Annotated in this window: 20 protein-coding genes; 12 read left to right on the forward strand and 8 right to left on the reverse strand. The window is 57.9% G+C overall.

Annotation, left to right across the window (positions count from 1 at the left end):
• Positions 1-55: 55 nt before the first annotated feature.
• Positions 56-1,009, reverse strand: a complete 954-nt coding sequence (locus EAW52_RS03455) for a FecR family protein (protein ID WP_122041418.1) — start codon at positions 1,007-1,009, stop codon at positions 56-58.
• Positions 1,006-1,524, reverse strand: coding sequence for a sigma-70 family RNA polymerase sigma factor (locus EAW52_RS03460; RefSeq protein WP_122041419.1), 519 nt, complete (start codon positions 1,522-1,524; stop codon positions 1,006-1,008). The genes EAW52_RS03455 and EAW52_RS03460 overlap by 4 nt, the downstream gene beginning before the upstream one ends.
• A 344-nt stretch (positions 1,525-1,868) precedes the next feature.
• On the opposite strand from EAW52_RS03460, the gene EAW52_RS03465 reads away from it, so the two are divergent.
• From EAW52_RS03465 to EAW52_RS03485, 5 genes are all read left to right on the forward strand, one after another.
• Positions 1,869-3,587: an OPT family oligopeptide transporter gene (locus EAW52_RS03465; protein ID WP_122041420.1), complete on the forward strand. Its 1,719-nt coding sequence runs from the start codon at positions 1,869-1,871 to the stop codon at positions 3,585-3,587.
• Between the two features lie 201 nt (positions 3,588-3,788).
• On the forward strand, positions 3,789-4,238 hold the full coding sequence (locus EAW52_RS03470) for a FecR domain-containing protein (protein ID WP_122041421.1): 450 nt from the start codon (positions 3,789-3,791) through the stop codon (positions 4,236-4,238).
• Positions 4,231-4,827: an OmpA family protein gene (locus tag EAW52_RS03475; protein ID WP_074827007.1), complete on the forward strand. Its 597-nt coding sequence runs from the start codon at positions 4,231-4,233 to the stop codon at positions 4,825-4,827. The genes EAW52_RS03470 and EAW52_RS03475 overlap by 8 nt, the downstream gene beginning before the upstream one ends.
• A 148-nt stretch (positions 4,828-4,975) precedes the next feature.
• Entirely contained in the window at positions 4,976-5,806 is an 831-nt protein-coding gene (locus tag EAW52_RS03480; protein WP_122041422.1) for an amidohydrolase, read from the forward strand.
• A gap of 91 nt (positions 5,807-5,897) precedes the next feature.
• Entirely contained in the window at positions 5,898-7,526 is a 1,629-nt protein-coding gene (locus EAW52_RS03485; RefSeq protein WP_122041423.1) for a methyl-accepting chemotaxis protein, read from the forward strand.
• Positions 7,527-7,582: 56 nt separating this feature from the next.
• On the opposite strand, the gene EAW52_RS03490 is transcribed toward EAW52_RS03485, so the two are convergent.
• Together EAW52_RS03490 and EAW52_RS03495 are read right to left on the reverse strand one after the other, a co-directional pair.
• Positions 7,583-8,923 carry a leucine-rich repeat-containing protein kinase family protein gene (locus tag EAW52_RS03490; RefSeq protein ID WP_122041424.1) on the reverse strand — a complete coding sequence of 447 codons (1,341 nt, stop codon included), beginning with the start codon at positions 8,921-8,923 and terminating at the stop codon, positions 7,583-7,585.
• A gap of 216 nt (positions 8,924-9,139) precedes the next feature.
• Positions 9,140-10,042: a LysR family transcriptional regulator gene (locus tag EAW52_RS03495; protein ID WP_010796055.1), complete on the reverse strand. Its 903-nt coding sequence runs from the start codon at positions 10,040-10,042 to the stop codon at positions 9,140-9,142.
• 270 nt (positions 10,043-10,312) lie between these two features.
• Here EAW52_RS03495 and EAW52_RS03500 point away from each other — a divergent pair, with 270 nt between their 5' ends.
• The 4 genes from EAW52_RS03500 (at position 10,313) to EAW52_RS03515 (ending at position 13,558) form a co-directional block, all read left to right on the forward strand.
• Positions 10,313-11,545 (forward strand): tetratricopeptide repeat protein, encoded by a 1,233-nt coding sequence (locus tag EAW52_RS03500; RefSeq protein ID WP_122041425.1) that lies wholly within the window; start codon positions 10,313-10,315, stop codon positions 11,543-11,545.
• Positions 11,546-11,560: 15 nt separating this feature from the next.
• Positions 11,561-12,514, forward strand: a complete 954-nt coding sequence (locus EAW52_RS03505; protein WP_122041426.1) for a DMT family transporter — start codon at positions 11,561-11,563, stop codon at positions 12,512-12,514.
• Positions 12,515-12,837: 323 nt separating this feature from the next.
• Positions 12,838-12,975 (forward strand): hypothetical protein, encoded by a 138-nt coding sequence (locus EAW52_RS25840; protein ID WP_162997579.1) that lies wholly within the window; start codon positions 12,838-12,840, stop codon positions 12,973-12,975.
• Positions 12,976-13,102: 127 nt separating this feature from the next.
• Entirely contained in the window at positions 13,103-13,558 is a 456-nt protein-coding gene (locus EAW52_RS03515; RefSeq protein ID WP_026003906.1) for an Lrp/AsnC family transcriptional regulator, read from the forward strand.
• Between the two features lie 24 nt (positions 13,559-13,582).
• On the opposite strand, the gene EAW52_RS03520 is transcribed toward EAW52_RS03515, so the two are convergent.
• Entirely contained in the window at positions 13,583-14,656 is a 1,074-nt protein-coding gene (locus EAW52_RS03520) for a saccharopine dehydrogenase family protein (protein WP_122041428.1), read from the reverse strand.
• Between the two features lie 264 nt (positions 14,657-14,920).
• Here EAW52_RS03520 and EAW52_RS03525 point away from each other — a divergent pair, with 264 nt between their 5' ends.
• Entirely contained in the window at positions 14,921-16,084 is a 1,164-nt protein-coding gene (locus tag EAW52_RS03525; RefSeq protein ID WP_122041429.1) for an acyl-CoA dehydrogenase family protein, read from the forward strand.
• A 9-nt stretch (positions 16,085-16,093) separates the two neighbouring features.
• Positions 16,094-18,949, forward strand: coding sequence for a response regulator (locus EAW52_RS03530; protein ID WP_122041430.1), 2,856 nt, complete (start codon positions 16,094-16,096; stop codon positions 18,947-18,949).
• A 77-nt stretch (positions 18,950-19,026) separates the two neighbouring features.
• Here EAW52_RS03530 and EAW52_RS03535 read toward each other — a convergent pair whose 3' ends face one another.
• Positions 19,027-19,527 (reverse strand): histidine phosphatase family protein, encoded by a 501-nt coding sequence (locus EAW52_RS03535; protein WP_372238881.1) that lies wholly within the window; start codon positions 19,525-19,527, stop codon positions 19,027-19,029.
• A 295-nt stretch (positions 19,528-19,822) separates the two neighbouring features.
• Here EAW52_RS03535 and EAW52_RS03540 point away from each other — a divergent pair, with 295 nt between their 5' ends.
• Positions 19,823-20,092, forward strand: coding sequence for a hypothetical protein (locus EAW52_RS03540; RefSeq protein WP_122041431.1), 270 nt, complete (start codon positions 19,823-19,825; stop codon positions 20,090-20,092).
• Between the two features lie 47 nt (positions 20,093-20,139).
• Here the strand turns inward: EAW52_RS03540 and EAW52_RS03545 are convergent, their stop codons facing one another.
• Together EAW52_RS03545 and EAW52_RS03550 are read right to left on the reverse strand one after the other, a co-directional pair.
• Positions 20,140-21,450: a sorbosone dehydrogenase family protein gene (locus EAW52_RS03545; RefSeq protein WP_122041432.1), complete on the reverse strand. Its 1,311-nt coding sequence runs from the start codon at positions 21,448-21,450 to the stop codon at positions 20,140-20,142.
• 82 nt (positions 21,451-21,532) lie between these two features.
• Positions 21,533-23,707 (reverse strand): malate synthase G, encoded by a 2,175-nt coding sequence (locus EAW52_RS03550; RefSeq protein ID WP_122041433.1) that lies wholly within the window; start codon positions 23,705-23,707, stop codon positions 21,533-21,535.
• Positions 23,708-23,795: the final 88 nt, after the last annotated feature.

Here is a 23,795-nt window from a genome sequence, read left to right on the forward strand (position 1 = left end):
ATAACGGAGATAGAAAAACGCAGTAAACGAGGGTGTTGTGCTGAAACCCCGTTGGTTAACGGGGTTTGACGGCTAGCCACCAGCGCGTGTGTTGCTCGATTCGTATCGGTGTATTGAGGGCGAGGGCACGCAGAGCCTGGTCAGCATCGTGCAGAGGAAAGGTGCCCGTTACCCGTAACGTGGCAATGGCCGGATCAAGGGTGATGAGTCCGGTGCGCTCGTGACTCAATGCCGCCACGACATCGCTCAGGGGTTGGTTATCGACCACCAGCATGCCGTGAGTCCAGGCGTCGGCATTGGCTGGTGCATCTTTGAGCTCATCCAGCCGGTCCGCCATCATGAGGACCTGCTCGCCTTGAGGAATGACCGCCTCGCCAAGGCCAAAGCGCGGCTGTGCCGCCACAGCCGATTGCAGGACCGTCAAACGCGAGCCGCGTGATTCCTCTTCCACGAGAAAACGCGTACCCAGCGCCCGCATTCGTCCGGCCTGGGTTTCCACGATAAACGGACGACTGGCGGTGTCGTGCCCGGTTTCGATAAAGGCTTCTCCTGCCAGGAGAATTACCCGGCGCTCCTGCTCATCGAAGCGAACATTCAAGGCACTACGACCCGCCAGCACGATGCGGGTGTGATCAGGCAGCATCAGCGTGCGCTGTTCTCCCGTGGCGGTTACGTTGTCAGCCAGGGCGTAACGCACCGGGATATGACGGTTTACCGCAATAAGGCTCAGAAGGCCCGCAAGGGCAATGACTAACGTGCTGCGACCCAGGCGCCGCCGCCCGTTGGCAGAGGGCTGCAACAGGGCATTTCGCGCAGCGGGTTGTTCTGCAATGCGCAGACGCTGATTGATGCCGTTCAGCTGCTCCCAGGCACGGCGGTGTTCAGCATGCTCGGCAAGCCAGGTCTGCAGGGCGTTTAGCTGCTCCTGGCTGGTTTCTCCCATTTCCAGACGTACTTGCCAGTCTATCGCCTGATCCAGAACCTGACGGCTCACAGGTCTTACATTCACACAGGTTCCCCGTAGAGGGCCACATAGCATTGCCGTAGCCCTTGAGCAATATATTGGCGAACCCGTGGAACCGATACGCCCAGGCGCTCGGCAATTTCAGAGTGGGTCAAGCCGTCGAGGCGATTATATAGAAAGGCCGCTCGAGCCTTGCTGGAAAGTTTGCCGAGCAGGCGATCAAGCTCCGCCAAGGCCTCGGTAATCGAAGCCAGGGCTTCAGCGGAGGGGTAATGCTCGTCTGCCAGTGTGGACAGGGCCTCAAGATAGCTGCGCTCAAGGCTGGCGCGGCGGTAATGATCAATCAGGAGGCCTTTGGCAATCTGGGTCAGAAAAGCCCGCGGTTCGCGCATGGCAGGCAGTTCAGGCCTGGTCAGCAGCCGTACGAAGGTGTCCTGCCGCAGGTCTTCAGCCCGCTGGCTACACCCTGTCTGCCTGCGCAGCCAGCCTGTCAGCCAGTCGCCGTGGTCGCGGTACAGCACGTTCAACCCAGGAGCTGCCTTTATTTCGCCCGTCGTCATGAACATTTCCGCAAATGGAAAAATGAGAACCGTTCTCACGTATTCTAAAGATCAGGCGAGCCGCGGTAAAGACCAGCGAAAAGCACGGATCTTGCCTTGAACAGGATAATTTAAGTGAGCAATCCATATACAAGGTGCCCGTGACGGCCAATTTGGGAGCGGGCAGGGACCTTGATAGGTTTTTCATGGTCGTTGTTTTGAGCGCTTTGGCGATTCCGAGGGACAAAGTGCTGCACACCCCACCCAATACAATAAGGATCTGGTGTGATTGCTTCGAATTTTCCTCCTGTTGATAGCTCCTTTTTATGCATCGATCAGCGAGCAGCGCCTGCCGGGGAGTGCCCATGAAGGTAGAGCGCGAGCTGAGCCTGCGTGCTGTCTTGACCGGCCTGGTGTTAGGCATCGTGCTAACTCCCTCCAATGTCTATGCCGGGCTCAAGATCGGCTGGTCATTCAACATGTCGATCATCGCGCTGCTGGTGGGCTTTGGCTTCTGGCAGGGGCTGCTGGTCCGTAACCGGCACTGGCCTGCCTGGACATTGCATGAGAGCAATATCAACCAGACCGTCGCCTCGGCGGCGGCGTCCATTATTTCAGGTGGACTGGTAGCGCCGATTCCAGCCTACACACTGCTGACCGGCGAGCAGCTGGATGCCGTTCCGATGATGGCCTGGGTCTTTTCGGTCAGCTTTCTGGGCATATGGATCGCCTGGTATTTAAGGCCATCACTGATTACCGATGGCAATCTCAAGTTTCCTGAAGGCATGGCCACGCTGGAAACCATGACCCATATCTATACCCACGGACAGGAAGCCATGCGGCGCCTGTGGGTGCTGTTTGGAACGGCCGTGTTCTCTGGACTGGTCAAGGCTGTCGATACGTTTTACTGGACCTTTCCTCGCTGGTCGCCCACGGCGCATTTGGAGCGACTGACCTTTACCTTCGATCCGTCGCTGCTACTGGTCGGTTTTGGCGGCATTATCGGGCTGCGCGTCGGGTTGACGCTTCTTCTGGGCGCGGCCCTGGCCTGGGGTGGCATAGCGCCGTGGCTGCTGGCGCACGGGTTGGTAGAGCTTGCGCCTGGCAGCGAGGGGCCGCAGTTCGCAACGCTGGTGGAATGGCTGGTGTGGCCTGGGGTGACGATCATGGTGACTTCGACCTTGTCGTCTCTAGCCTTGCGTGTACTGCAGGTAAGAACGTTGGGGAAATCCCGTTCGGCAGAGACCTCCACTGTCTGGCAGCGGCCAAAACCCGGCCCGCTGGCAGGTCTGGCGTTAGCCATCGGATTGATCATCGTGCTACAGGCGGCCCTGTTTGGCATTGATTGGTTCATGGCCTTGCTGACCATTCCGCTGGCGCTGTGCCTGGCAGCTGTGGCTGCACGTGTCGTGGGAGCAACCGGCATTCCTCCAATCGGTGCCATCGGGCAGCTGTCGCAGCTGAGCTTTGGCATCGTGGCGCCGGGGCAGGTGCCTATCAACCTGATGAGTGCCAACACGGCCGGTGGCGCAGCCGGACAATGCACGGACTTGATGAATGACTTCAAGGTAGGCCATGCCATCGGGGCGACTCCCTCCAAGCAGGTGATCGCTCAATGCCTAGGGATTGCGATAGGCAGTGTGGTCGGGGTGCTGGTCTACCAGACGCTTATTCCAGATCCGCAAACCATGTTGCTCACGCAGGAATGGCCTGCTCCGGCCGTGGCGACCTGGAAGGCCGTAGCGCAGACGCTGACCTCGGGCCTGGACTCACTTTCTGCCAGCATTCAGTGGGCCATGCTGATAGCTGCCGTTGCAGGCGTGGCCCTGGGCGTATTGGATGCCTGTGCCAAGGATCGGCTGGCGCGTTACCTGCCCAGTGCCGCGGCGCTGGGGTTGGCGTTTATTCTGCCGGCTTCGATCTCCTTGATGATGGCCCTGGGCGCAATCCTGACCTGGACTGCCGGACTGCGCTGGCGCGGACTGACCGAACGGTTTGCCATTGCAGCGGCAGCAGGCCTGATTGCAGGGGAAAGCATTACGGGCATTGGCGTCTCGCTCTGGCAGCTGCTGCACAACCTGTAATACCTGTCGGGCACTGGAGGAGGGGCAGTATCTGGCAGTTTGGACTGCATCGCATTTTTAGTCCGATGGCCCGCACGTTTTGAACTAACGTAACGGTTATCGGTATGTATACAGCGATTGCACGGAACGCTCAGGGAAACGGAGCAGAGAAAGGACGCCAAGGCCAGGCGTGGTGCGATACGGACTTCAAGGTCAACGCTCATGAATAAGAATGCGTGGCTCGCTCTCTGCCTTTCGGGCTTTTTGGCGGCATGGCCTGCCCACGGCGCGCCCAGGCCGGTAGGTTATGTCATGACCGTACAGGGCAGCGTGACCACCACTCTCAAGGGAAAGCCTGTCGCGATCAAGGTGGGCACACCGGTGAACGTGGGTAGCACCTTCGAGGCCGGAGACGACGGCTCCTTCGGGATTACACTTGAGGACGGGTCTGTCATGTCGTTCGGGCCGCAATCGACGTTCACGCTCGAGGCCTTTGCGTTTGCTCCAGCCAAGGGGGCCTTGAAGCTGGCTGCAAGACTCAAGCAAGGCACATTGAATTACGTGGCAGGGAGCATTGCCAGGCTCAAGCCCGAGGCGGTCGAGATTCTCACGCCTCACGGAACCATTGCCTCGCGCAGCGCCCAGTTCATGGCCAAGGTTGACCATGAGTAAAGCGTTTCGCCAAGCTGTGTGGTTGTTGTTGGCCGTGTGGCTGGCAGGGTGTAGTTCCAAGTCCTATGTAGTGCTGGTGGATAGCCCTTATGGCCAGACGCGAGATGTCACGGTCACGACGCCCACAGGCACGACCCAGATCGACAGAACCCAGCAGGCTGTCAGCCTGGACAAGGAGGCGCCGGGGCGGACCTTTACCCTGCCGCCCAAGCAGATCCTGATGGACTTTACCCCCGCGCTGGCAGCTCAGCCGACGCTTCCGGTGTATTACACGCTGTATTTTGAGGGTGCCAGCAACCGGCTCACTGATGAGTCACAGGACACGCTGCAGCGCATTGTCGATACGCTGCGTAAACGCACGCCTGCGGCCGTCTCCATTATCGGGCATACCGATACCCTGGGCAGTGCCTCGATCAATGAAAAGGTGGGTTTGCAGCGTGCCCAGCTGATTGCCCGCCAGTTGCAGGCCCGGCATCTCGACTTGCTGGATCTGACAGTCGCCTCCCATGGCGAGGAGAACCTGCTGATCCAAACGCCGCCCAATACGGCAGAGCTGCGCAATCGCCGGGTAGAGGTCATCATCCGATGACCGTCTTCCCGTCCTGAACCGCTTGAGGGTTCGCCAGTCTTAGCTATACGAGTACGGCCGGCCTGACGGGTAATGCTTCCCGGTAGACTATCCTGCCTCCACCCCTGACTTATCAGACCGCACGCCACGCCACCGAAAAGGAGCCGCAGTGAGCATTTACGGCGAGTATAAGATCGACTGCCATACCCACCTGCTAGAACCCGCCCGTTTTCCCATTGCCGATAATGCTGTGTATACCCCCGTCGCTCAGGAAGTAGGGACCTCGACGCAACTCCAGCATGTCTTCAATGCTTATGGCGTACGTCACGCCGTTGTAGTCACGCCACCGGCCATTTATGGCGAGAACAACCGCTGCCTGCTCGATGGGCTTGCCCTGGGGTTTGGTCGTTGGAAGGGCATTGCCGTGGTCGGGCCTCGCACGAGTACCCGAGAGCTCAAGCGGCTCAAGGAGGCCGGTGTAGCAGGCGTCCTGCTCGATGTGGTCACGAATAGTGTGTCGGCCTGCCTGAAAGCGGAAGAGCTATTCAATCAGTTGGCTGAGCTGGAGATGCTGGCCCAGCTGCACGTCGAAAAGGCGCAGCTAAGCGAACTGATGCCATTGATCGAGCGCACCCGGACCCGGCTCATCATTGATCATTGTGGCAGACCTGATGTGGCGGCAGGCATCGCGCAACCCGGATTCCAGAGCCTGCTGTCGCTGGCAGGAACTGGACGTGTGTACGTCAAGCTATCAGGGCTTTCGCAGTTTTCCGCCGAGGCCTATCCCTACGTTGATACCCATTCCTACGTTCATGCGCTTCTCGAAACCTTCGGCCCCGAGGCCTGCCTGTGGGGATCGGACTGGCCTTTTCTAAATTCACCGGAGCGGATTGATTACGGACTGCTCCTCAAGCTGATTGAGAATCTGATCCCAAGTCCGGGTGCAAGGCGGCAAGTGCTCTGGAACACACCTCGCAGATTGTTTGGTTTCAAGTGGTAGTTGATTGTCCGACTAATGGCTAGCCGGGTAATTAAAGTTGCCCGTAAATGCAGCGATAAGCCCAATAGTAACAATCTATTTCAGGTGCTTTATGGGCTTTCGTTCATTGAATATCGCGCCGCGCTCCGCGATCTGTTTTGCGCTCTTTGCCTTGCTTATCCTCTTTCAAGGCGTCTATTCACTCAAGCAATCCGCTTCGATGAATGAAGCGGAAAAAATGGTCGAACTCAATGTCCTGCCAACGCTCAAGGTGCTCGGCCAGATCGATACGACCCTGATGCGCATTCGTCTGGATAACTCCCGGCTGCGTGTGGAAAGCGATCCTGCATCCAAGAAGGCTGATGCCCTGAAGGATATCCAGATCGCCCGTATGGAGCTGCTGGGTTACGTCGACCAACTCGGCAAGGTGATCGTGACCAAGGCAGGCCATGATACGTTCAATGCGCTCTCCAAAGGCCTGAGCGATTACCTCAGTATCCATCAGCGCTATCTGGATCTGTTGACCAACGGCAAGCTGACGGAGGCCGTGGCGCTTTCCAGCGGTGAGATGTTTGCCGCCGCTGAGGCGGTCAAGAACGCTATCACCACGCTCAAACAGGAAGCTGATGTAAAGGCCAGCAATGCAGGGCTGCATGCCGATGAGGTATATGGCAGCACCCGGATGATGACAGGCATCATCGTAGTGGCCGCGTTGCTGGCTACCGTACTGCTCGCCTGGCGACTCACGCACAGCTTGGTCGCACCGATTCATCAGTCCCTGCAGGTTGCCCAGCGCATTGCCAACCGGGATTTCAGTGTTGCGATTGAGAGCCATGGTAACGATGAACCGGCCCGTCTGCTCAAGGCATTGGCCGTGATGCAGTCGAACCTGCGTGAAACACTGGGTCATATCAGTGATTCGTCCGCTCAGCTGGCGTCGACTTCCGAGGAGATGTCCGCGGTCACTGAGGAAACGACCCGTGGCGTGATGCGCCAGAATGATGAAATCGAGCAGGCGGCTACGGCGGTCAACCAGATGAGCGCCGCGGTAGATGAGGTCGCTCGCAACGCGGCGTCAGCGTCCGAGGCGGCGTTGAGTTCCAGCCAGGCGGCCACAACCGGGCAGCTGAAGGTGTCCCAAACGCTTGAGGCCATCAACGAGCTGTACGACAGCGTGGAAGCGACGGCTGGAGAGGTTCAGGGTCTGGCCGTCATGACACAGGATATCAGCAAGGTGCTGGACGTGATCCGCGGAGTGGCAGAGCAGACCAACCTGCTGGCACTCAATGCTGCCATCGAGGCGGCGCGTGCGGGGGATGCCGGGCGTGGGTTTGCGGTGGTGGCCGATGAGGTGCGTGGTTTGGCCCATCGGACGCAGGAGTCTACCCGAGAAATCGAGAGCATGATCGGCTCGATTCAGGCGGGTACGGACAAAGCCGTGCAGTCCATGGCCCAGAGCAGCAGCCGCGCTCAGGGAACCCTGGACATTGCCCGCGCGGCAGGCGAGGCGCTGACCACGATCAACAGCTCCATTGCCGAGATCAACGAGCGCAACCTCCTGATCGCCACGGCTTCTGAAGAGCAGGCACAGGTGGCGCGGGAAGTGGACCGCAGCCTGGTCAGCATTCGCGATCTGTCCATGCAGACAGGCTCTGGCGCCCATCAAACGGCAGCTGCTTCGAATGACTTGTCGCAACTGGCGGTATCGCTTAATGGATTGGCGCAGCAGTTCCGGCTGTAAAGGCCAACCGGTGTACAAAGCCCTTCCTGCCTGACCGGGGAAGGGCTTTTCTCTGCTTAATTCCAGTGCTGCTGGAGTGCTGCCAGCTGCGCATGAACCTCGCTCAGGCTTGGACGGGACATTACTTGTGTGCTCAGGCAGCGCGCGAGCAGGTCAGACAGCGCCGCATGGGTCGCTTCTTCGCCCGCGGCAGGCTCACAGCGTTCCAGCAGCTCTTCCAGCAGGCAACCAAACGCGCGGGTTTCAAGGCGCTCCAAAGCCTTCTGTTGCGTCGGATTATCGGCGGGTAGGAAGGACGCGCCGCCAAAATCACTTAGCAGCACCTCGCCCTGTTCAGTCCACAGGATATTGTGAGCGTACAGGTCGCCATGCACGATACCGTGCTCATGCAGGTGCTCGGTGGCCGAGGCAATGCCTTGGGCCATACGCAGTGCTACCCGCAGTGAGAAGCGTGTCTCGGCAGGGTAAACGTCACGGGTGCAGGTAGCAAAGCTGGGCGGGCCGGCCAGGTTCTGGAAGTGTGGATCAATCAATTGCATAACGAGGCCATCCGTACCATCAGGATGGTTGACTAGCTTGCCCTCTACGTCGATCACGTTCGGGTGAGCGCCTACAGCAATCGAGGCAGCCATTTCGCTTTGCGGTGTACCGTCGCTGGTCATGCTGCCCTTGAACAGCTTGACCGCCACGGTCTTTGAGGGGCCGGAAGGCTGTTTCCAATCCGCCTGGTAGATGAGGCCCGAGGCGCCTTCGCCCAGCTTGTGCTGGAGTGCAAGGTCCTTCCAGTCGATCCGGTTGATGGGTGCACTGGGAGAAACGTTGGCCGCTTCGCGTGCCTCGCTCAGAGGATTGTCGGCGTAGGCAAGCCAGGTCAGCCGCGGCAGCGACAACAGCCAGTCCGGCAGGGCGGCAAAGCGGTTGGAGGAGATACGGAGCAGTTCCAGCTTATGACAGTCGATCATGGTTTCTGGAAGTGCCTGCAGGCGATTGCCTGCCAGCATGAGCTTTTGCATGCCGCTGCACTGACCCAGCGAGTCGGGCAGGGTTTCGATCTGGTTGTTCGTCAGGATGAGCCAGCGTAGCGAAGGTGACAGCGCTGCTGCCGGCACATGGCGGATCTGATTGGCCTTGAAGCCCACCATGCTCAGCTGAGGGCATTCACTCAGCACTTCGGGCAGATGCGTGAACGGGTTGTCGGAGCAGAACAGGATACGCAGTTTCTTGAACCGTCCCAGATCATCCGGCAAGTGGCTGAGCTGGTTGCCGGAGAGGTTGAGAATCTCCAGGGAGTCGGCCAGTTCGAAGATCTCGCGGGGAAATTCCGTGAGTCCGCACGACAGGTCCAGTCGTGTCGCGCCGGCCAGCTTGCCAGCTCGCAAATCCGAAAGTGTATCCATGACGGTCTTCCAATCCTGAGGTATGAGCTATTTTGGCACAGTGCACGGAGCGTCACTGTGCATCCCAGCGCCTTTAGGCTGGGCCGGTTAAGTAAGTGGCTCAAACAGAGGCGCCAAATGTCATTTGGTTCAGGGTGAGCCGCGAAAATGTGATGGTGATTCGCTGCGCGGTTGTATCGAACGCCTACAGACACTTGAGCATGCCTGTAGGGCAGTTCAGGCGTCTGCATTAAACCGAAGCAGGCCCTGGCGCTTGAGTTTCTGGGCAATCTTGATAAAGGCCTGAGTGGCGGGCGACGCCTGGCGCTCATCGAGCAGGGCCAATCCGACACTGCGCTTGACCCGTGGTCGCAGGGGCTTTTTCACGTAGCCCTCGTGGCCGCGTTCCGCCGGCAGCGCCAGTTCCGCCAGGATGGTCACGCCATCGCCCCGTTCGACCATGGACAAGGTGCTGAGCAGCTGGGTGCTGTGGTAGCGCGTATTGGGGACCAGCTTGGCGGCATTGAACATATGAGCGACCAGATGCGCAGAGCCTGCTTCGGTCATGATGAAGGGATCGGGGCAAAGCTCCTTGAGCGTGACGTCAGCTTTGCTGGCTAGTGCGTGGTGAATGGGCACCAGGGCGACCATCTGATCTTCGGCGATGGGGAAGGTGTCGAAGCGCTCATCGGGCAGGACGACAAAGCCGATGTCGATACGACGATCCTGCAGCCACTGGACCACCTCCCGGTCCCGACCTTCGTCGATATGCACCTCGATGCCCGGATAGGCCTGGCGATACGCATCCAGAATGACAGGCAGCAGTTTGACCGAAGAGGTCGGGCCGAAGGAGCCGATGCGCAGCGTGCCTCGCTTCATGCCGCGCGCATCGCCGGCCTCCTGCCGCATCGTTTCGGCCAGCCCGAGAATGCCACGGGCACGTAGTACGAGGCGCTCACCTACTGCCGTCAGCTCCAGGGCCGACTGGTGCCGGTTGATCAGCTCGACACCCAGCTCGGCCTCTAGCGCCTTGATCGCATGGGACACCGCCGACTGAGTGATGGACAGCCGCGAAGCTGCCGAAGTGAAGCCTTTCAGCTCTGCCACAAGCACAAAGATTTCAAGCTGGGTAAAGGTCATGGCGCCTCGCTGGCCTCATGAGTAAATACTCATTTTTCTATGAGTAAGGATTAGTGGAATTATACGCATCGTTCAGGACTTACCCACAACGACAACATGTCCTGCGCACTGCCTGATGGGGTTATAGGCGCTTTGGATAGAACGACGGCTTGCCCTGTAACGCACCGGCAGCCGACACCACGCACGATAAGAGCGACAACAGCAGGTGCTATCCGGTTAACGCTATCCAGAGCTTTTTCTTACTCGGCATAGGGATATAGAGGGGCGGGTATGAGTGCTAATGTCAGGTGTTTCAATGGCTGTCTGCTAACCGACGGCTGTTCGTCCATATGGCCCGAAATCAACGTGCCGTTCCTGTCGCTCAAAGGCGTGCCCGAGGCGGTCATTGCCCAAGAGCCTACCCAGGCCATCTTTCGTTCGCTGCTCAAAGGCTTTGATGCCATTACCGGTTGCGAACTCAAGGATATCTACAAGTTTGCCCGTTACCTCAATGCGATCTCGGAGGATATGCCTGCCGAGCTGGTCAATGTGGTGCGCGCCTTTCGCAAATGGGTCGAATTCGACTACGTTGGGGCACGCTCGCTCTTTCAGGCGCACCTTCACGCGTATCCCACGGATGTGCAGGCGCTCTTCTTTATTCACATGCTGGACTTCTGCACCGGCAGAACCGCCGAGTTGAAGCCGCTGTTTGCCTTGTGTGACGAGTACATGGAGGAATCGCATCCGCTGTACTCGTTCTACCTGTCGATCAAGTCATTCGTGCTGTGCGAATGCGGGCTATTCGATGAGTCTCTGGCGACGGGGCTGGAGTCAGTGCGGTACTGCTCCGCCAATATCTACGGCATCCACGCCGTTGCTCATGCCTTGCACGAAAAGGGTATGTGGGTAGAGCTGCGTGACTTCCTGGAAGACTCCAAGGAAGAGTGGATTCGCAACCCGGGCATGCGTATGCACGTGTACTGGCATCTTGCGATTACCTACAAGCAGCTGGGCAATCACGCGGCGGCAAAGATGGCGTTTCTGGAGTTCTATGCGCTCAAGAACGACCGCTTTTCCAAGCAGGATCTGGATGCGGTGGGCTTTCTCTGGCGCTTCAAGCTTGAGGATGTCAACAGCCATGAGTTCGATGAGGTCTGGAAGGAGCTGGCCATTCTCTGGTCTGGCAGCATCGCCACCTCGACCTCTCATTTTCACAATATGCACGCAGCCTTTGCCTTTGCCGGCGCCAACCAGCCTCTGCTTATCGAGAAAATGATGGCCGAGAGTGACGGCTTTGGTATCGAGCCTGACACGCATCTCGCCGGGCTGGACATTATTAGGGCCATTGCCCTGTTTGCCCGAGGCCACTACGAAGAGTGTTACTACCTTCTTGCCGCCAGTCGACATCAATGGACGAGCCTGGGCGGCAGTCGTGCGCAACGGAAGCTGCTCGACCTGACCCTGAACTTCTGCAAGGCCCACGTACAGTCTCAAGCCGAGCTTGAGCGACTGATGTTGATGTAGGCAAAGGTGATTTGAATGTCGGACGCAACAGCCCTGGCGCAGCCAGATGACAAGCTCCTGGTGTATATGAAACTGACGGCGGTCTCGGTGATCTGGGGTGGAACCTTCGTGGCCGGGCGTTATCTGTCGGCTGGGGTGCCGCCGCTGGCATCTGCCGGCCTGCGCTTTCTGCTGGCCAGCCTCACCCTGGTGCTTGTGCTGGCAGTCACCCGACGCCTGTTTGTCAGGCTCAGCGTGAAACAGGTGATTCATCTTTTCTGGCTCGGGTTCTTTGGCATCTTCACGTACAACCTGTGCTTTTTTTACGGGTTGCACCTGATCAGCGCCTCACAGGCCTCACTGATTGTGGCACTGAATCCAGCCATGATTGCGTTGACGACCTTCTTTGTTGATCGCGAGCGGCTGGGGCTGGTCAAGACCGGTGGCATTGCGGCCTGCATCCTGGGCGCCGCAACGGTCATCGTCAGCAAAGACGCCTCGGTGCTTGAAGCCGCAGGCGGTAGCTGGTTGGGTAATCTTGTGATCTTTGGCTGTGTGGTCAGCTGGGTGATCTACAGCGTGTTTTCGCGGCCTCTGGTTCGCGAGATCGGCCCGCTGCATACCGTGACCTTCTCGGTGTTGTGCGGGACGGTACTGCTGCTATGTGTGTCGATCGGCACGGGTGATCTGAACTGGAGCGTTGTTGCCAGCCTGACCAAGGCTCAGTGCTTCAGCCTGGCTTATCTGGGCGTGATTGGCTCGGCATTGGCGTATATCTGGTACTACGACGGCATCAAGCGGATCGGGGCTACCCAGTCGGGTGTCTTCATCGCCCTGAATCCGGTGTCTGCTGTCCTGATGGGCGTGGTGATTCTGGGCGAGCAGCTCACCCCTTTGATGATTGTGGGCGGGGGTCTGGTTCTGCTGGGTATCTACTACTGCAACAAACCTCCCAAGACGATTTCTCTCGGCGTAAGCCGTACCGCGTGATCCGGCGCGCTTAACGAGCGCAGGTAGAGAGCTCCACCTCTTACCTGCGCTCAGTCCGGACGTTGGGTAGCCAAGGAAGGCTGCCATTTTTTAAATACATAGCTGCATGTATCTGGTGCGGTATTGCCTACTCCTGGCGCATGTCTGCATCCCCTCCTTTACGGTATTTTTCACCTTTCTGGCACCAGCCTTGCTCGTGCCCCTGCGTGGTAAGTCGACTAGGACGTGCCTGAGGTCATGGGCATCCCGGTCATTGTCGCCAAGAGCTAAGAGGATGACTAAGCCGTTTGCACCCGAAGCCGGTTTAATCATTGGCGGTCCCTGTGGGGACTGAGCTGGTTGTCTTGCCGGTGCTCTGGCGGCAGCGCGGCGCTGGTAGCGGCGGCTCGCGTAATGATGTGGTTCTAGCTGGCACCGGCCTGGGCATCTGGGTGATCGTCTATTGCTGGGCGAGCCGCTGACAACCATTCGGTGGCCTGGGCGCGAAGAGGCGCAGAGTATAAGACCCGGGTTAAGCGGAGCCGGGCATTGACGCTGGCTGCAGAGCCTCCTAGGCTCCGCTTTTCCGAACCCTGGCGCGTGTTCTTCATGTATCCGAAAGTCGATGCTACCGATTGGCAACTGATCCGTCTGCTTCAGGCCAACGCCCGCGAGTCTACGGCCACGCTGGCCCGCAAGCTCAATCTGGCGAGGACGACAGTGGTTTCACGGCTGGCCCGGCTAGAGCGCGAGGGTGTAATCGCAGGTTATGGCGTGCGTTTGGGGGCCTCGGTGGAGGCGGGTGCGGTCAGGGCCTATTGCAGCATTAGCGTATTGCCCCGGAGCGCGGCGCAGGTGATCAAGGCACTGGCCTCGATGCCGGAAGTAGAGGAGGTGTCGGCCGTGAGCGGCGCGTTCGATTACCTGGCCTTTATCTGCTGTGAACGGCATGAGCAGCTCGATGAGCTGCTCGATCGGATCGGTGCTATTGATGGGGTCAAGCAGACCCAGACCTCCATCATTCTGACCCGCAAGATCGACCGCCGCAGTGAGCCGTCCCGGTAGCCGACGGCCCATGGCGGCAGAGGCTTAGGCCGGTTCGCCGTAAACGCGGCCGAAGCGGTTGCTTAAAAAGACGTTCAGGTCGATTTCTTCCTGGCGGATAAAGCCTGACTGCGGCAGTTTCTTCTCGCGGAACAGATCCAGTGCGGTACAGATACCGGCCGCTGTGGTGATTTGAATGGCACTGGTCAGCTTGCCTCGCTGTTCGGCCGCAAAGATCTTGCGGCTGAATACCTCCTGCACCAGTTTGCCGTCGCGCATGCCGTTCACGGTCACGAAGACCAGTACCACGTCCTGCATCGTCGTGGGCACCGAGTCGCGCATGATGCGTTTCAGCGTTTCCTGATCACCTGCCAGACGCAGCTCTTCGAGCAGGAATTTCATCAAGTTCCGATGGCCTGGATAGCGGACGGTTTTGTAATCCAGGGTTTCGACGCGACCACTCCAGGTTTCACATAAGGTGCCCAGGCCGCCCGAGGTGTTGAAGGCCTCGTATTCCACGCCGTCCAGCGAGAAATGCTCCAAGCCTTCCAGTGGCTGCACGAGGTTCAGCGTGCCGTGACGAACCGCCTCACAGGGGTGGCAGTATTCGTTGATCAGCCCGTCCACGCTCCAGGTCAGGTTGTACTTGAGTGAGTTGGTGGGAAACTCGGGCAATGCACCTACGCGCATCTTCACCTCGCGCACGCTGTCGAAGCGCGACGCCAGGGTATGCGCTGCAATGCCGATAAAGCCAGGAGCCAGGCCACACTGCGGCATGAAGGCTGTGGATGAGTCCTCTGCCAGATCACGGATCGTCTTGGTAGCATGGACGTCTTCGGTCAGGTCAAAATAATGGGTGCCTGTGGTCTTGGCGGCACGGGCTACCGAAATGGCCATGTGGTAGGGCAGGGCGTTGAGTACCGCGTCGCTGCCTTCAAGTACCTGCTCCAGGTCATTGCCGTCCGGGCTCACTTCCCGTGTCTCGATGCCCAGCGCGGCCAGCCGCGCCAGGGCGTTGGGATCACGGTCAGCCACAATCACCCGGTAATCCCCGGAGTCCTGCAGCAGTTGACTGATGGTGTAGCCAATATGGCCAGCCCCGAGAAGCGTGATGTTCATGACCATTCCTTGTTGTTGTGTGGAGATGGCATCAGCTTAGGGAGGCGTGCTGTTGGTCATAAGGCGCAAAACGTCTTTTATGAAGGGGCTTTTTCGTCGTTTCGACGAAATGGATAACGAAGCGTCTGTTTTCAAGCATAAAAGGTGGTCAGGGTAGCCACTGGGGCACTATCTCATCACTTATTACTCAGTATGAAGTAGTGATCGCTGAGGCTTGAATTCAGGCATGATGGCTACTTGTCTCTTTTAAAGGTGATACAAGCGATGGATTATCATTTGTCGTCTAAGCTCACCGCACTGAAATCAACCGTTGAAGAGGTTGTTGATCAGGCTATTGCTCCGCTTGCGAGTCAGGTGGACCAGAATTGCTTATGGCCTGCTCATTCGATAGAGGCCTTGTCCGAAGCTGGCCTCATGGGCCTCCAGGTTCCTGTGGCCCAGGGTGGCCACGGTCAGGGACTACTGGCCTTAAGCGTGATTACTGAAACCATTGGTAAAGCGTGTCCTTCTTCTGCGCTTTGTTTTGGTATGCACTGTGTCGGGACCGCTGTCATTGCGGCCAAAGCCACTTCATATCAGAAAGAGCATTATCTGGAGGCGATTGCTGCCGGCCGTCACCTCACAACCTTAGCGCTTTCTGAAAGTGGCTCAGGCGCTCATTTTTATCTGCCTGCAACTCAGATCGCCACGGTTGGCGATGAGTTTGTTGTGAATGGCATTAAGCAGTTTGTCACCAATGGTGGTCATGCCGATTCGTACGTAGTTTCTACAGTGGCAAGCGAGGAAGATAACGAGGAAGGCGATTTCAGCTGTTTGATCGTGGACAGCACTGCGCAAGGCCTGGAGTGGCAGGCGCCCTGGAACGGTTTTGGAATGCGTGGCAATTCTTCTCGAGCGTTAGGGTTGAACAACGTGCGTGTGCCTGCCAAAAATCTTCTGGGTGAGCCAGGTGATCAGGTGTGGTACGTCTTCGAAGTGGTTGCCCCGTTTTTTCTGATGGCCATGGCGGGTACCTATCTGGGTATCGCTCAATCCGCGTTGGATGCGGCCGGTGAGCACTTGCGTACGCGCAGTTATGCGCATTCAGGTGAAACGCTGCGGGATATCGAAACCTTGCAGAGTCGCTATGGCAGCATGTGGATTGCTTTGGAAAAGACCCGATCACTGGTTCGCGAGGCGGCCCGATTAGGCGATCTGGGAGACCCGAATGCCCTGCCTTTCATCCTGGCCTGCAAGGCGGATGCAGGTGATACCGCTGTTATGCTGGCTAACGAAGCGATGACCATCTGCGGCGGCGCGGCTTATCGGGAGAACAGCCGAGTGTCTCAGATGCTCCGTGATGCCCGCGCCAGCCATGTCATGTCACCCACGACGGATCTTTTGAAATTATGGACGGGCAGAAGTCTGCTCGGTCTTCCCTTGCTTTGAGTACCTGTTGTGATATTTCAGACCGCTGTCATCATTGCGCCAGACGAACCCCGTGCTGGTAATGAGTTGTCCATGCTTGGCGCGGCGCTCCAATCGCAGGCATTAGACGTTCGTTACTGCCTGGATACAGACGTTTCAAACGGGCTTATCGCAAGCGATGAGCCCGCTGTTGTCATTCTTATGCCGTCGCTCATCAAACCGGCTGCAGTGGCCAAGGCAGTGAGAGCTGTCTGGTCTCAGTGCGAGCTGATTTTTGTTCGTGCACCTGAACAAGGTGATGCGTTTAGGAAAAACCTGGGGCTGGCACCCATGCTGGGATCACACTGGTCCATTGCCGAGCTGGTTCCAGGGACGCTTGCCCTTCAAGCCGCCCAGGCCGCCAGTCGGGCGCGGCGTCGGATCAAGCTGCGTACTACTCTGGATCAGGCCAATGTCAGCTTAAGTGCTACGCGATCCGTAGACGATCATGAGTATCGTCGCTTGCGAGCTGCTGATTATTACCTGGCTAATTTCATCAATGCGGCGCAGGAAGCCATCATCGGTGTCGATGTGCGGCTGGATGTACTGTATTGGAGCGCAGGTGCTGAAGAGCTGTTTGGTCTAAGTGCCGACGAGACGGTAGGCCGTAATATCCGAGCTCTGCCATTTTGGGCACCCGTATTGGACGAGTCAGTTGAGCAGGTGATGGCAGGCAAAAAGATGCATGTGATCGAGTATCACTGCATGGTATGTGATGCCGAAGCCGTTCTTGAAGTGATGCTGTCGGGTGTTCGCGATGAGTCAGGTACGCTGATTGGCGTATCAGTAACCATTCGCGATGTTTCGGCACTGGTCGCTGAGCGACTGGCCCATGAGGAATTTGGACGCGTCATCCGGCAGGAACGGCAGCATTTACAACAGCTGTTCGAACAGGCGCCGGGGTTTGTAATAGTCACCCAAGGCCCGCAGCATCTGGTTGAACTGGCTAACCGGGCTTTTTATCAACTGGTTGGTCATCGCGATATCATCGGCAAACCCGCTTCGGAGGCATTTCCTCGACTCAAGGATCAAGCCCTCTTGGAGTGGCTGGATCGGGTGTATTCCACCAAGCGGCCCCACACGGGGCGTAGCATGGCAGTCTATGTGCAGCGTGTGCCGGATGCACCGGCAGAAACACGTTACATCGATTTTGTTTTCCAGCCGGTCATTGCTGAGAACGGGCTGGTAAGCGGCATCTTCTTCCAAGGACATGACGTTACGGCTCAGAAACTCGCCCAGGAGGAATTGCAACGTTCCCGGGAAAACCTGCAGATGCTGGTAGAGGAGCGTACCCGGGAACTGGAGCGGAGCCAGCTGGCGCTGCATCAATCCCAGAAGCTTGAGGCGATCGGCAAGCTGACCGGCGGCGTTGCCCATGACTTCAATAACGTCCTGCAGATTATTGAAGGCAATCTTGAGCTATTAAGACCTGCATTAGGAAACAGTAGCAGCGGCATGGCCAAGCTGGATGCAGCCGTAGCGGCCGTTAGCCGTGGCGCAAAACTATCCTCGCAGCTATTAGCCTTCGCACGTCGACAGCCACTAAAGCCTGTTCCGACCAATCTGAGCCGCTTGCTGCGCAGCATGGACGACCTGCTTCGTCGCGCCCTGGGAGAGAGCGTTCAGATCGAGACAATCATTGCGGGCGGTTTGTGGACGACCATGGTCGACCCTAATCAGCTGGAAAATGTCATTCTCAATCTAGCCATTAATGCCCGTGACGCCATGCAAGGCAATGGCAGGCTTACTCTCGAACTTAGTAATGCCATGCTGGATGACCATTACGCCCAGTCACAGGCTGACGTTGCGCCAGGGCAGTACGTCATGCTGGCGGTATCCGATACGGGATCAGGCATGTCGCCTGATGTGATGGAGCATGCCTTCGAGCCTTTCTTCACGACCAAACCTGAGGGCCAGGGAACCGGACTGGGCTTGAGTATGGCATATGGCTTTGCCAAGCAGAGTGGTGGTCATATCCGCATTTACAGCGAGCTGGGCAGTGGCACGACAATCAAGCTATACCTGCCCCGGACTCATGAGATCGAGATTGCTTCGCCTGCAGCTGTTGGCGGCACGGTTATCGGCGGCGATGAAACGATTCTGGTGGTTGAGGACGATCTGGCTGTTCAAGCCACGGTCATCGACCTGCTAAGCGGGCTTGGCTACAAGGTACTACGCGCCAATGATGCACAGAGTGCACTCAGCATCTTGCAGAGCGGGCTACATATCGATCTGCTGTTTACCGATGTTGTAATGCCGGGTCCTCTGCGCAGCCCTGAGCTTGCACGTCAGGCCAAGCAGTTGTTGCCTGACATTGCCGTGCTGTTTACGTCAGGCTACACCCAGAACGCCATCGTTCACGGAGGGCGGCTTGATCCCGGTGTCGAGCTGTTGAGCAAGCCCTATCGGCTGCATGATCTGGCACGCAAGATTAGACAGCTACTGGCCAGCCATAAGCCGGTACGGATAGATGAAAACGTTCTGGTGCCTGCGCCTATCGAAAAAGCTGTCGGTACACAGCAGGTTTTGATACTGGACGACCAGACCGACCTGCTTTCCATGACCTGTGAGATGGTCGAAATGCTGGGGTACGCAGCCAAAGGTTGTGAAACTGCTGAAAAAGCACTTGAGGTCTTGGGGCGATTGAGGTTTGACATCCTGCTGGCAGACGTCAACTTGCCGGGTATGTCCGGAATCGATCTTGCGTATGAAGCTGTACGCCAGCAACCTGGGCTGCGAGTCATTTTCATGTCAGGGGAAGGGACTGTATCCGCAAACATACAATCAATGTCACTGCCTAAACCCTTCAACATGCAGCAATTAAAGGAGGCATTAGGGGCTTCCTGATAAATACAAGCCGCTCTTGGGTTCATGCAAGGCTACTTTCGCCTGTAACACTTTATGCAAAAGGGCAGCAGTGAACACTAATCCTGCGAGGTCCTGGCAGGCAGCATATAGAACGAGGCGCTCCAATATTTATTCCCATGGCGCGTCTCGCTCTTCCAGCCGTGAGCGAGTAATTGTCTGGCAATAAGGCGGTTCATGATGCCATGGCCCAGCAACAGTACCGTCCCTTCTTCGGCCAGCGAGATGAGTCGCTGAGCAGCTCGCTGGGCCCGCTCGCGTGCTTCTGAAAACGACTCGACGCCACGTGAATAACCGCAGAGCCAAAGCATTCGAAAAACAAACGCCCACGTAAGCGGAGAGAGCCTGGGGCCAGGCCAGTGCAGGAAAGGAAGCTCCGCTTCGCTAAATAGCGTATCGGTTTGAAAGGGTTTCAGCCCTAGCCTGTCGAGTGAAGTCAGTGCCCTGGGCATTGTGCTGCTGATGATATATTTCGCCTGAGCTGTCAGCTCACGCGTTGTTGGCGGAGCAGGATCATCCATGACCTCGGACAGGTTGTAATCACTGATCCAACGGTGCATATCAGAGGGCGAGACTTTGCCTGGACAATGGTTTCAATGTTGGCTGTCCATGTCGCATAAGTATGATCTTCATCCCTGTCTTCCTGAAACTGTAGCCAGACTCTATTGATGAGCAAGCGATTAGCGCTTGAGTGACAACGCAGAGGATAGTGGGCGCCTTTGGAGTGCGCTCCGTTTCATGTTTCAGCTATGTGACGGTAAAGCCTGTTCAGACGTGCCGACCATAGCACAAGGGACCGGTTTGGAAGACGTTATGCTGGCTCGTGAAATCGACGCCTAGCATAAGGAATTGCCCATGAAATGCCCGCATTGCTCCGCCTCCATTAGTTTCTTCTCACCTGCAATCCTGGGGCCTGCCAAGCCCGGCGGTGCTCGGTATTGCAAGGCATGCCGTAACGCCTTCAAGATCACCAGAGGCTTCGCCCCAGGACTTCTGATTGCCTTGGCGGTTGCTGTGGCAGGCTTTTTCCTGTTGCGCCCTATTCCTATGATAGGGCCTGTCCTATGGGGCGTGGTGACAACCGCTGCGGTTTTTATAGCCATTGCCCGTTTAGAAAAGCATTAAGGCAAGTGCCTGGGCTGCTTAGAGCAGCCACAGGCACGGTGGCCTACTTACTTGGCCGCGGTTACTCGCCAGATAACGTTACCCACATCATCCGCAACCAGCAGATCACCCTGCTTGTCATTGATGACCCCAACCGGGCGGCCCTGGGCTTCTTCCTTCTGATTCAAAAAGCCGGTCAGTACATCCTGGGGTGCGCCGTTGGGCTTACCGTCCTGGAAGGGGATGAAGACCACCTTGTAGCCGCTCTTGGGTTTGCGGTTCCAGGAGCCGTGCTGGCCGATGAACATCCCATAACGGTACTGCTCCGGCAAGGCATCGCCCTTGGAGAAGGTCAGGCCCAGCGAGGCGGTGTGGGTGCCAAGGGCATAGTCAGGCACTATGGCTTTGGCGACCAGGTCCGGGCGCTGCGATTTGACGCGCTCGTCTACATGCTGGCCATAATAGCTGTAGGGCCAGCCATAGAAACCGCCGTCCTGAACCGAGGTGGCATAGTCAGGTACGAGGTCACTGCCAATCTCGTCACGCTCGTTTACTGTTGTCCAGAGCTTGCCGGTTTGCGGCTCCCAATCCATGCCATTGGGATTACGCAGACCTGTGCCGTACAGCCGCATTTTGCTGGTGGCGCGGTCCAGCTCCCAGATGGCCGCACGGCCTTCTTCGATGTCCATACCGTTCTCACCGACGTTGCTGTTGGAGCCAACCGTGATGTACAGCTTGCTGCCATCCTGGCTTGCGATCACGTTCTTGGTCCAGTGGTGATTGATGCCGGCTGGCAGGTCGACCACCTTGGTGCCTTTGTCCTGGATAGTCGTATCGCCTTCCTTGTAAGGGAAGCGCACCAGTGCATCGGCATTGGCCACGTAGAAGTCATTGCCGACCAGGGTCATGCCGAAGGGCGAGTGCAGACCCTCCAGAAAGGTCGTCCGGGTTTCGGCCACGCCATCGTGGTCAGCATCGCGCAACAGGGTGATGCGGTTGGCGCTGGGCACACCGGCTCCGGCCTTGCTCATCATCATGCCCTGGACCTGCTTGCGGATATTGAAGCCCGCCGGCTCTTGTGTGGGCTTGTTCGATTCGGCGACCAGAACGTCACCGTTGGGCAATACATAGATCCAGCGGGGATGATCAAGGCCGGTGGCAAAGGCGTTGACTTGAAGGCCCTGGGCAGCAGTGGGTTTACCGCCTTCCGGCCAGCCGGTGGCGGGCGCTACGTTGACCAGAGGGATAAGGCTGGTCTTGGGCTCGGGAAGTTGCGGCTTGGGGCCATAGGCGGCATCTGGGCCAAGCTTGGACGGCTCGCCACATCCGGCCAGGGCAATAGCAAGCGCTGAAGCGTACAGGGGACGAAGATTGGTCATGGGTAACGCCTTTTATATAGTTGGTGATGCGTTCCATAGGTCCCGTCAGCCGCTACTGCAAAGGCGTATCAGCGAGACCTGTTCATTGCCTCCGCGCCTTGGCCTCACGACGTCTACGATGGAGGATCGGCTCGGTATAGCCGCTGGGCTGCTTCGCTCCCTCCAGAACGAGGTCCAGGGCAGCCCGAAAAGCGATATTGCTATCGAAATCAGGCTCCATGGCGCGGTAATGGGGATCGCCTGCATTTTGCTGATCCACCACTAGAGCCATGCGACGGAAAGCTTCGATCGTTTGTTCCCTATTAATCACACCATGATGTAACCAATTCGCAAGCAATTGGCTCGAAATACGCAGTGTGGCACGGTCTTCCATGAGTCCCACATCATCGAGGTCCGGCACCTTGGAGCAGCCGATCCCCTGATCAATCCACCGCACCACATAGCCCAGGATGCTCTGGACATTACTGTCCAGCTCTTCCTGGATCTCTTCAGCGTTGAGTTCGGTGACATCAACCAGCGGAATGCTCAATAGATCCTCTCGTGCGGCCGGCGTACGCTTGGCCAACTCGACCTGCCGTGCCGCCACATCGACCTGATGGTAGTGGATAGCGTGGAGCGTAGCGGCCGTAGGCGAGGGTACCCAGGCCGTACTGGCTCCGCTCTGGGGGTGGGCGATTTTTTGTTCGAGCATGGCGGCCATCATGTCCGGCATGGCCCACACGCCCTTGCCAATCTGCGCACGGCCACGCAGACCGCAAGCCAGCCCGACGTCCACATTGTTGTCCTCGTAAGCTTTGAACCAGGTGGCACGCTTCATGAGAGCCTTGCGGATGAGAGGGCCGGCCTCCATCGAGGTATGGATCTCATCGCCGGTGCGATCAAGAAAGCCGGTGTTGATAAACACGATCCGTTCCTTCACCGCAGCAATACAGGCCTTGAGGTTGACGCTGGTCCGCCGCTCTTCGTCCATGATACCGATCTTGAGCGTATGGCGCGGTAGGCCAAGGAGGTCCTCGACCTGCCCGAACAGCGCGCCGGTAAAGGCTACCTCTTCCGGCCCGTGCAGCTTGGGCTTGACGATATACACCGAGCCCGTGCGCGAGTTGGGGCGCGACGTGTTGCCGTTCAGGTTGTGCAGGGCGCACAGGCTGGTAAAGACGGCGTCCAGTATGCCTTCGGGAACCTCGTTGCCGTCGCGGTCCAGGATGGCGTCTGTCGTCATCAAAAGGCCGACATTGCGGACAAACAGCAGTGAACGGCCCGGCAGGACCAACTCGTTGCCATCAGCAGCGATGTAGGGCCGATCCGGGTTCATGATCCGGGTAAAGGCCTTGTCGTTCTTGGTGATGTCTTGGGAGAGGTCACCTTTCATCAAGCCCAGCCAGTTGCGGTAGACCTGTACCTTGTCTTCGGCGTCTACCGCTGCGACGGAGTCTTCGCAGTCCATGATGGTCGTCAGGGCCGATTCGAGCAGAATATCGCTCACGCCTGCCGCATCGGCTTGGCCGATCGGGTTGTTGCGGTCAATCTGGATTTCGATATGCAGCCCATGGTGCCTGAGCAGAATGGCCTCCGGCTGCGAAGCCTGCCCGCGATAGCCGATAAAGGCGTCCGGCTCGGCCAGGCAAACGTAGCGACTGTCGCCAATCTCGGCCATGAGTTCGCCACGCTGGACACTGTAGCCTCTGACATTGCCATGGGAGTATTCAGCAAGCGGCACGGCTTCGTCGAGGAATCCCCGGGCATAGGCCACAACCTTTTCGCCCCGGAGCGGGTTATAGCTATCGCAGATTTCAACCGTGCTGTCTTCAGGGATCGCGTCACTGCCATAGAGCGCATCGTATAGCGAACCCCAGCGTGCGTTGGCGGCATTGAGCGCAAAACGGGCATTCGTGACCGGCACGACCAGTTGCGGCCCGGCGAGCTGGGCAATTTCCGGGTCGACATTAGCTGTCGTGACGCTGACCTCGTCCGGCTCGGGGAGCAGGTAGCCGATCTCTTCAAGAAAGGTGCGGTAGGCGTGCGCATCGTGTGGCTGTCCGGCATGCGCCAGATGCCATTGATCGATACGGGCCTGGAGCTGGCTGCGGGTTTCCAGAAGCGCTCGATTCCGCGGGGCGAACTCATCCAGCAGCTTTTCCAGACCACGCCAGAAATGGTCCATATCGATGCCTGTGCCTGGAATCGCCTGAGTCTTTACGAACTCATGAAGGGCGGTGGCTATCTGCAGGCCGCCGATGGTTTTTCTTCTACTCATTGTTCGCCTCGCTTGGCTGCACGACGCGCCGACATTCGGTGGCTATCTGGCCATGTGACTAGGCCTCGCTGGAAAAGTGTCTGCCACA

This window comes from Pseudomonas sp. LTJR-52, assembly GCF_003691465.1.
Taxonomy (GTDB): Bacteria; Pseudomonadota; Gammaproteobacteria; order Pseudomonadales; family Pseudomonadaceae; genus Chryseomonas; species Chryseomonas luteola.

Excerpts from the sequence above, each read along its gene's own strand:
- EAW52_RS03460 (WP_122041419.1), bottom strand. The coding sequence starts at position 1,524 with ATGACGACGGGCGAAATAAAGGCAGCTCCTGGGTTGAACGTGCTGTAC.
- EAW52_RS03465 (WP_122041420.1), top strand. The coding sequence starts at position 1,869 with ATGAAGGTAGAGCGCGAGCTGAGCCTGCGTGCTGTCTTGACCGGCCTG.
- EAW52_RS03470 (WP_122041421.1), top strand. The coding sequence starts at position 3,789 with ATGAATAAGAATGCGTGGCTCGCTCTCTGCCTTTCGGGCTTTTTGGCG.
- EAW52_RS03475 (WP_074827007.1), top strand. The coding sequence starts at position 4,231 with ATGAGTAAAGCGTTTCGCCAAGCTGTGTGGTTGTTGTTGGCCGTGTGG.
- EAW52_RS03485 (WP_122041423.1), top strand. The coding sequence starts at position 5,898 with ATGGGCTTTCGTTCATTGAATATCGCGCCGCGCTCCGCGATCTGTTTT.
- EAW52_RS03490 (WP_122041424.1), bottom strand. The coding sequence starts at position 8,923 with ATGGATACACTTTCGGATTTGCGAGCTGGCAAGCTGGCCGGCGCGACA.
- EAW52_RS03495 (WP_010796055.1), bottom strand. The coding sequence starts at position 10,042 with ATGACCTTTACCCAGCTTGAAATCTTTGTGCTTGTGGCAGAGCTGAAA.
- EAW52_RS03500 (WP_122041425.1), top strand. The coding sequence starts at position 10,313 with ATGAGTGCTAATGTCAGGTGTTTCAATGGCTGTCTGCTAACCGACGGC.
- EAW52_RS03505 (WP_122041426.1), top strand. The coding sequence starts at position 11,561 with ATGTCGGACGCAACAGCCCTGGCGCAGCCAGATGACAAGCTCCTGGTG.
- EAW52_RS03515 (WP_026003906.1), top strand. The coding sequence starts at position 13,103 with ATGTATCCGAAAGTCGATGCTACCGATTGGCAACTGATCCGTCTGCTT.
- EAW52_RS03520 (WP_122041428.1), bottom strand. The coding sequence starts at position 14,656 with ATGAACATCACGCTTCTCGGGGCTGGCCATATTGGCTACACCATCAGT.
- EAW52_RS03525 (WP_122041429.1), top strand. The coding sequence starts at position 14,921 with ATGGATTATCATTTGTCGTCTAAGCTCACCGCACTGAAATCAACCGTT.
- EAW52_RS03535 (WP_372238881.1), bottom strand. The coding sequence starts at position 19,527 with ATGCACCGTTGGATCAGTGATTACAACCTGTCCGAGGTCATGGATGAT.
- EAW52_RS03540 (WP_122041431.1), top strand. The coding sequence starts at position 19,823 with ATGAAATGCCCGCATTGCTCCGCCTCCATTAGTTTCTTCTCACCTGCA.
- EAW52_RS03545 (WP_122041432.1), bottom strand. The coding sequence starts at position 21,450 with ATGACCAATCTTCGTCCCCTGTACGCTTCAGCGCTTGCTATTGCCCTG.
- EAW52_RS03550 (WP_122041433.1), bottom strand. The coding sequence starts at position 23,707 with ATGAGTAGAAGAAAAACCATCGGCGGCCTGCAGATAGCCACCGCCCTT.